This is a genomic window from Actinomycetota bacterium, from assembly GCA_012837825.1.
In the GTDB taxonomy this organism is placed as follows: Bacteria; Actinomycetota; Humimicrobiia; order Humimicrobiales; family Humimicrobiaceae; genus Humimicrobium.
The window spans coordinates 1-2,476 of record DUQM01000047.1 but is presented as its reverse complement, the minus strand read 5'-3'; the positions used below and the strand labels follow the sequence as shown (position 1 = coordinate 2,476).

Below are 2,476 nucleotides of genomic sequence, written 5' to 3'. Positions count from 1 at the left end.
TATAAGGTATTTTATGTTTAATATTTTATATCTTTGTAACATACATTTTAATATATTCAATTATAATAATGTTATTATAATTGAATATAAGAATTTTTTTAAAATCTTTATGAGGAAGTATCTTAAAACAAATCAAAGATTTGATCAGCTGATAAACTGATAGATTTTAAACATGGGAAGATACATTGCTATGACTACAAATGCCACCATCCCGGCGACCACAAGAAGCATTATCGGCTCAAGTATGGCCATGAGTATTTCTATGGAATGAGAAATCTCGCTATCGTAAAAATCAGAGACTTTTGAAAGAATGACATCAAGAGTTCCGGATTTTTCCCCGACATTTACCATCTGAACAAACATGGGGGGAAATACGGAATAGCGACTTAAAGGTATTGCAATATTTTCTCCTTGTCTGATGCTTTCCTTTATTTCGCTTATGGCATTATCAATAACCATATTATTGGGAACCCCTTTTACTATATCCAGGCTCTTTAAGATAGGCACACCTTCAGAAATAAGTATTCCGAGGGTCCGTGCAAATCTTGAAAGCGCTATCTTCTTAATAACATCCCCTAATTTTGGAATTTTCATCCTTATTTTATCAAACTGAAGTCTGCCTTTTGCTGAGCTGAGATATTTTCCCATAAGAAATCTGCCGCCTATCAGAACTACTGCGGCAATCAGATAAAACCATATTGATTTAAACAATTCGCTTATCTTAAGAACAATTCTTGTAAGCAGAGGCAATTCTGCCCCCAATCCTTCATACGCATCTTTAAAAGAAGGAACAATAAAAATTATAAGGATAACAACAACTACGATTGCAAAACCCATTACAAATTTTGGATAAGCTGTTTTATTTTTTATTTTAAGCTGAATATCATTTTCCTTTTCCAGAAATAGAGCCAGATCATTTAATGTTTTATCAAGAACCCCGCCCATTTCTCCGGCATTTACCATGCTTATATACAGTTTTGAGAAAACTTCCTTATGTTTTGCAAGAGCTTCTGACAAAGAAAGTCCGCTTTCAATGTTTCTCACTATGTCGGCAAGAATTATTTTCAGCTTCTTGTTGGCAGTCTGCTCTATTAAAATTACCAGGGATTCCATCAGGCTCATTCCTGAATTTATAAGTATGGAAAACTGTCTGGTAAGAATTACAAGATCTCCTGGTTTTATTTTGTTTAGAAAGCTTAACTGTGAACCTCCTATACTGATTTCTTTGGAAAAAGCAGATGGCGGGGATATATCCAATATAAAATAATTTTTCTGCTTTAATTCGTATATAGCTGCATCTTCATTTGCAGCATCTATGGTTCCTGTTATAAGCTCTCCGGTAATACTTCTTACTTTGTAATTGTAAATAACCATAAAAAATAATTACTTTTTAATAAACAATATAATCTGAACTGATATATCTTAAAAGCTCTTCTTTGTTGTGGCATTTTTCAAATGCCATTTCCTGGCTTATTTTTCCCTCTTTAAGCAATCTTGCCAGCGACATATCCATCATGATCATCCCTTCCTTGCCCGAAGACTGCATTGCGGTATATATCTGATGGCTTTTCACATCCCTTATCATATTTCTGATTGCTGTATTGACTATCATAAGCTCTGCTGCAGCAACTCTGCCATCATTGTTTCTGTTGGGAACAAGCTGCTGAACAAGCACCGCTTTTAATGTACCGGCAAGCTGAAGTCTTATCTGCTGCTGGCTGTGAGTGGGAAATACATCAATAATCCTATCGATAGTCTGCGCTGCATCCTGAGTATGAAGAGTTGAAAAAACAAGATGCCCTGTTTCAGCAGCGGTAAGAGTATTGGAAATTGTTTCAAGATCTCTCATTTCTCCTACCATAATTACATCCGGATCCTCTCTGAGGGCATATTTTAAAGCTGTTGCAAAAGTGGTTGTATCTGATTCAATTTCTCTCTGGCTGATTATGCTTTTTTTATGCCTGTGAAGATATTCTATGGGATCTTCTATCGTTATTATATTCTCACTTCTTGTTTCATTTATAATATCTATTATTGAAGCAAGGGTTGTAGATTTTCCGCTTCCCGTAGGCCCGCAGACAAGCACCAGCCCTCTTGGATAAGCTGCAAATTCCTTTACCTTGGGCGGCAGCCCGAGCTCTTCCAGTGACTTAATCTGTGAAGTTACCATCCTGAATGCCGCTGCAACCGTTCCTCTCTGAAAATAATAATTACATCTGAAGCGTCCTTTATTCTGAATTGAATAAGAGAAATCCAACTCAAGCTTCTCTTCAAATTTTTTTATTTTGTTTTCGTCAATTATCGAATACAGGATTTTTCTTAAAATGTCTGGGGCAAGTATCTCGTATTCCTCCATTTTGCTTAAAATTCCATTGATCCTTATAACCGGTTTTGAATTGACTACGAGATGAAGATCGGAAGCTTTTAAATCTATGCATTTTCCCAGTAATTCATTAATATTTATTTCCATTTTTTT

At 35.5% G+C, this 2,476-nt stretch carries 2 protein-coding genes; both read right to left on the bottom strand.

The features are described 5' to 3' along the window. Window positions 1-144: 144 nt before the first annotated feature. Window positions 145-1,374, bottom strand: coding sequence for a type II secretion system F family protein (locus GXZ93_03460; GenBank protein HHT78837.1), 1,230 nt, complete (start codon window positions 1,372-1,374; stop codon window positions 145-147). Window positions 1,375-1,390: 16 nt separating this feature from the next. Beyond that, a complete protein-coding gene (locus GXZ93_03455; GenBank protein ID HHT78836.1) occupies window positions 1,391-2,470 on the bottom strand; it encodes a type IV pilus twitching motility protein PilT in 1,080 nt (359 codons plus the stop codon). Window positions 2,471-2,476: the final 6 nt, after the last annotated feature.

Excerpts from the sequence above, each read along its gene's own strand:
- GXZ93_03460 (HHT78837.1), bottom strand. The coding sequence starts at position 1,374 with ATGGTTATTTACAATTACAAAGTAAGAAGTATTACCGGAGAGCTTATA.
- GXZ93_03455 (HHT78836.1), bottom strand. The coding sequence starts at position 2,470 with ATGGAAATAAATATTAATGAATTACTGGGAAAATGCATAGATTTAAAA.